Raw genomic sequence first — 5,138 nt, 5'->3', positions numbered from 1 at the left:
TCGTCAGCGTCGGGCGTCTTGGCGATCTCGTCGGCCGCCGGCTGCTGCTGGTCGCCGGTCTTGGCCTGTTCAGCGCCGCGTCGCTGGCGGCCGCGCTTGCGCCGTCGCTGCCGCTGCTGGTCGCCGCCCGCGCCGCTCAAGGCCTCGGCGCCGCGGTGATGATGGCGCTGACCATGGCCTTGGTCGGCTCGACGATGCCGAAAGAGCGCACCGGCAGCGCCATGGGCCTGCTCGGCACCATGTCGGCGATCGGCACGGCGCTTGGGCCGTCGCTTGGCGGCGTGCTGATCGCTTCCCTCGGCTGGCGCGCGATCTTCCTCGTCACTGCCGGGCTGGGCGTCGTGGCGATGATCCTCGCCCGGCGCTTCCTGCCGGGCGATCAAACCGCGACGATCCTCCGCAATGAGGCGCAGGGCGTTGGCCCGCGCTTCGACGCGCTGGGCACCCTGCTGCTTGCCTTGACGCTCGCCGCCTATGCGCTGGCGATGACGGCAGGACGCGGCCATTTCGGCGGCACGAACGTCGCGCTGCTCGGCATGGCCGTTCTCGGCGCCGGCCTGTTCCTCTATGCGCAGCGGAGAGTGGCGTCGCCTCTGGTCAAACCAGCGCTGTTCAGCGATCCGGTGCTGGCGCCGAGCCTTGCCATGAACGGGCTGGTCTCCACCGTGATGATGGCGACGCTTGTCGTCGGACCCTTCTTCCTGTCGCGCGCGCTGGGCCTGGGCGACGCGCAGGTCGGCGCCGTGCTGTCGATCGGCCCGGTCGTCTCGGCGCTGTGCGGCGTGACTGCCGGCCGCTTCGTCGATCGCCTGGGCGCGTCCGTCATGGTCGTTGCCGGGCTGGTGCTGATGACCATCGGCTGCCTCGCGCTTGCTCTGCTGCCGGCGCTGTTCGGCATCGCCGGCTACGCGGCGGCGATCATGCTGTTGACGCCCGGCTACCAGCTTTTCCAGGCGGCGAACAACACCGCCGTCATGGCCGATGTCGATAAGAACGAGCGCGGCGTGGTCTCGGGCATGCTCAGCTTGTCGCGCAATCTCGGCCTGATCACCGGCACGGCGGTGATGGGCGCGGTGTTTGCCTTCGCGGTGGGCACTGGCGAGATCGGCGCCGCGACACCGGAAGCAGTCGCCGGCGGGATGGGGTTTACGTTCGCAGTGGCGGCTGGGCTGGTGATCGTGGCGGTTGCGATTGCGGCGGTTGGAGATTTGCGAAAGCGTTGGTGACATCCAATCTCCGCCCTTGCGGGGGAGATGTCCGGCAGGACAGAGGGGGTCGTCTCACTTGGATCGCCAACGCCGTCTGATGTCGGGGAGAGCGCTGGCGCTTCACGCGAAGCGCCCCCTCTTTCACCTTCGGCGACAGCTCCCCCTCGAAGAGAGATTACGCATCGCCGCGAATGTAACCCCTCGCACATTCCCAACGCCCGTCTTGCCGTATCGGCTTCCGTAAATTAGCCGATTTTGATATTCCGGTGCGGTCTTCTCCCGCCGCATCGACGAGGAGCCAGATGGCAGTGGAAGGGTGCCCGGCCGGATGACCGACGCTCCGCATAAGGGGCTGCTGGACCTGTGCGTGCTCGGCGACTTCCAGGTGGTCCGCGACGGCGCGCTGCTCGACCTGCCTCCGTCGCGCAAGACGAGAGCCTTGCTTGCCTATCTCGCCGTCACCGGCAAGGCGCATCAGCGCGAGCGGCTCTGCGAAATCTTCTGGGACATTCCCGACGATCCGCGCGGCGCCTTGCGCTGGAGCCTGTCCAAGATCCGCCAGGTGCTCGGCGACGACGAACCAGCTCTGGTCGCCGACCGCAACACTGTCTCGCTGAAACTTGGCACGGACTATGCCCGGCTGCTGCCGCTGGTGAAGGGCGATCTTTCCATGGCCTCGACGGAAGAGCTGGAGGTCGTGGCCGGTTCGATCCGCGGCGATTTCCTCGCCGATCTTTCGCTCGAGCGCTGCTTCGAATACGAGGCCTGGCGCGCGGGCGTCACCAGCGAGGTCGAGATCGCCGAGCTCGGCATGTTGCGCGAGCTGATCGAGCGCCTGGCCGGCGAGCCGAGGCGTGCGCTGCCGCTTGCCAGGCGCCTGCGCCGGCTGCTGCCGGAGGATATCGGCCTGGCGGAAGAGATCGCGGCGCTGGAAGAGAAGGTGAGGGCGGCAGCCGCCCAGCCGACGGGACGCTCCGCGCAACGCGAGGCCAGGGACGTGGCCCAGATGCAGTCACCTTCGCCTTCGCTCGCCAAGGCGCCGACGCCCGCGCAGGATCCCGGCCGCGCCGTACATTTCTGCCGGGCTCGCGACGGCACAAGGCTTGCTTTTGCCAAGACCGGCAGCGGCCCGCCCATCCTGCGCGCCGCGCATTGGATGTCGCATCTGACCTTCGACTGGGACAGCCCGATCTGGCGGCACTGGATGAGGGAACTGTCGCGCCGGAACCAGTTGGTGCGCTACGACGAGCGCTGCAATGGCCTGTCGCAACGCCACGTGGCCGACGTCTCGTTCGACACGATGGTGTCGGATCTCGAATGCGTCGTCGAGGCCGCGGGGCTCGATCGCTTCACGCTTCTAGGCCTCTCGCAGAGCTGCGCGGTTTCGATCGCCTATGCCATACGCCACCCCGAGAAAGTCTCGGGCATGATCCTCTACGGCGGCTACGTCAAAGGCTGGCGGGCGCGCGGCGACCCCGGCGAGATCGCCACGCGCGAGGCCGTATCGACGCTGATGCGCGAGAGCTGGGGCAAGTCGAACCCGATGTTCCGCCAAGCCTTCTGCTCCATGTTCATCCCCGGCGCCACGCACGAACATTTCGCCTGGATGGACGATCTGATGCGGCGCACCGTTTTGCCGGATGACGCCTGGCGCCTGCAGGCCGCCTTTTCCGTGATCGATGTCAGCGACCTGCTCGAAAAAGTGCGGGTGCCGACCCTGGTGCTGCACGCGCGGGAAGACAATGTTGCCCCGGTCGAGTCCGGCCGCACCATGGCGGCGGGTATTCCCGGCGCCAGCTTCCTCGAGCTGGAAAGCCAAAACCACATCCTGCTCGAGGGCGAGCCGGCCTTCGACGAGTTCGTCGCCCACGTCCGGGCCTTCGTCGCCGATACGGCAGGGTCGTAGGAAATCTCCTACCGCGATCGCGTAATTTAATCTTGGCGTGGGAAGCTTATCTTTGGGTGGCGGCGGTGCCCATTCCGCCCCTTCGGCCGGTGCTTCAGCTACCCCAACGCCCCCCGCCCGCTGCGGCACCGGCCTCATTCGTCTCGTTCTGCGATGCCGCCTCGGCCGAGCCGGCTTCCGCTTCGCGCTCCAGCTCGACCAGCTTCGACTTGATCTCTTGCGTGTCCGCATGCTCGAGCCCAACCACGTCATTGCGTGTCTGCCGCAGCGCGATCACGATCTCGTCGAGTTTGGCGTGGATGGCCGCCGTGTCCCGGTACCCCTGGATAAGCACGATCCCCGTGATGATGATGGCCGCTGCCGACAGCGCATAGGTCACCGTGTTGGTAAGTCCGTAGGGTACGAGCAAGGTGCACGCCACCATCGCGATAACCATCGCATAGAAGCCGGGCGGCCTAGACAGAAAATCGGCGACGATGAAGAGGAGCCGATTCATGGGCGACGCTATGAAAGCAGGAACCCGGCTATCAGCACGGTGAGGACCATCGAGGCCGGCACGGCAAGCAGCCAGCGAGCCTCCAGGACACTGTTGGTAGGGTCTTCCATATTTATCCTCCCATCGGCGAATTGCTTGCCGGCAAACGGCGACCAAGAGCGTTCGTTCCACTCATCGGCCAACCGTCCGAAGCGCCGTCGGACTGAAGTCCGGAAAGCAAAGAAGAGGATCGACCGGCGCAACCTAAGTCATGCTTCCGCATTTCTGACGCGCCATTGCATCGGGAGGCGATATATGACCGACGGACTCGCGGACGATCTGGAAGACCAGCCCTATGAAACAGCGTCCTTCGCCAGCAAATACGGGCTCTCCGACAAGCTTGCCAAGGCCATGTTGATCGCGAACGGACCGTCGCGACGCGCCTGCGACGCCGCGGCGAGCACTTACCTCAGATATGTTGCGCTGCGGCGCGAACGCCCGAAATGACCTTCGCTGCGTTGCTGCCGGGCAGCCCGATCCAGGCCGGAACCAAACAGCCCGGCAGGGGTTTATCCGGCGAAGGGGCGCTCCACCAACCAGGAATATTGCAATGAAAACAGTGCTTCTCGCAGCGTTGGCGCTTTGCGTCGCGGCACCCGCCGTCGCATCCGCCGCCGAGGCCGATGTGGTCATCACGACGCATCACAGGCACCATTACCATCACCGTCCCGCCATCGTCATCAACGAGGAAGGCCACCGCCTTCATCATCGCCATCACGGCACCGTCGCATTCTATGACAACGGCCGCCGCGCCTGGCATCGCCATCACCGCTCGGACGCCGTCGTCGTCACGAACTCAGTCGAGCGCCATCACCGCTACCACCGTCGTCCAGTCACCGTCGAAAGCGACACCGACTATTGACCGCTATCGGCCCGGCCCAGGGAACGAAAGCCGGGCCGAACCGTTGCCGGCGATCATTTATCCGCCTCGCCCCCGGCGAGCGGCACGGTGAACACCGTCGCGGTGCCGGTGAGGCAAAGCTCGCCGGCCTCGTTGCGCACCGAGGTCTCCAATTTCGTGACCGGCTTGTCGGCGCGCACGTCCTTGACCTCGACGCGGCCGGTGATCAGTTCGCCGACGCCGACCGCCTTGACGAATTTCCAGGAGACTTCGAGGAACACCGAGCCGGGCCCGGGAAGGTCCTCCGCGACCACCGCGTTCAGGATGCCGGAGGTGACGCCGCCCTGCACGATGAGCTTGCCGAACACCGAGGCCTCGGCCAAGGCCTTGTCGTAATGCAGCGGATTGCGGTCGCCGGTCATCTCCGCGAAGGCGTCGATATCCTGCGGTTGCGTGCGCCGCGAACGCTCGGCGACGGCGCCGACCTGCGGCCGCCCCTTGATAACGCCGATCCACCCGTCCTTCATCAAATGTACGGTCATGGTCTTACTCCCGTTCGGTTGCAATAGAGGCTCGAGCCCGCCATTGCCTGCGGTTCGTTTGCCGGCGCTCGATAAGTCGCCAGCTCGCTCATGGCGGGCTCGAGCC

General features: G+C 66.1%; 6 protein-coding genes. 4 read left to right on the top strand and 2 right to left on the bottom strand.

Annotated features, from left to right (window positions below; all coding sequences use genetic code 11):
* Together EOA32_RS32800 and EOA32_RS40295 are read left to right on the top strand one after the other, a co-directional pair.
* Positions 1-1,226: MFS transporter (locus tag EOA32_RS32800; protein WP_128373940.1), on the top strand; the 1,226-nt coding region annotated here is incomplete at its 5' end.
* 310 nt (positions 1,227-1,536) lie between these two features.
* Positions 1,537-3,114: an alpha/beta hydrolase gene (locus EOA32_RS40295; protein WP_245499466.1), complete on the top strand. Its 1,578-nt coding sequence runs from the start codon at positions 1,537-1,539 to the stop codon at positions 3,112-3,114.
* A 94-nt stretch (positions 3,115-3,208) separates the two neighbouring features.
* Here EOA32_RS40295 and EOA32_RS32785 read toward each other — a convergent pair whose 3' ends face one another.
* Positions 3,209-3,610, bottom strand: a complete 402-nt coding sequence (locus tag EOA32_RS32785) for a low affinity iron permease family protein (RefSeq protein ID WP_082980609.1) — start codon at positions 3,608-3,610, stop codon at positions 3,209-3,211.
* 294 nt (positions 3,611-3,904) lie between these two features.
* Between EOA32_RS32785 and EOA32_RS32780 the strand changes: the two genes are divergently transcribed.
* Together EOA32_RS32780 and EOA32_RS32775 are read left to right on the top strand one after the other, a co-directional pair.
* Positions 3,905-4,096 (top strand): hypothetical protein, encoded by a 192-nt coding sequence (locus EOA32_RS32780; protein ID WP_066999471.1) that lies wholly within the window; start codon positions 3,905-3,907, stop codon positions 4,094-4,096.
* 103 nt (positions 4,097-4,199) lie between these two features.
* On the top strand, positions 4,200-4,511 hold the full coding sequence (locus EOA32_RS32775; protein WP_066999469.1) for a hypothetical protein: 312 nt from the start codon (positions 4,200-4,202) through the stop codon (positions 4,509-4,511).
* Between the two features lie 53 nt (positions 4,512-4,564).
* Here the strand turns inward: EOA32_RS32775 and EOA32_RS32770 are convergent, their stop codons facing one another.
* Complete coding sequence (locus EOA32_RS32770; protein ID WP_128373938.1) at positions 4,565-5,032, bottom strand: MaoC family dehydratase; 468 nt, start codon at positions 5,030-5,032, stop codon at positions 4,565-4,567.
* Positions 5,033-5,138 lie beyond the last annotated feature (106 nt).

The sequence above is a fragment of the Mesorhizobium sp. M1A.F.Ca.ET.072.01.1.1 genome (assembly GCF_004023325.1).
Lineage (GTDB): Bacteria > Pseudomonadota > Alphaproteobacteria > Rhizobiales > Rhizobiaceae > Mesorhizobium.
The sequence above is the reverse complement of the archived record's forward strand: the minus strand, read 5'-3'. Positions and strand labels throughout refer to the sequence as shown.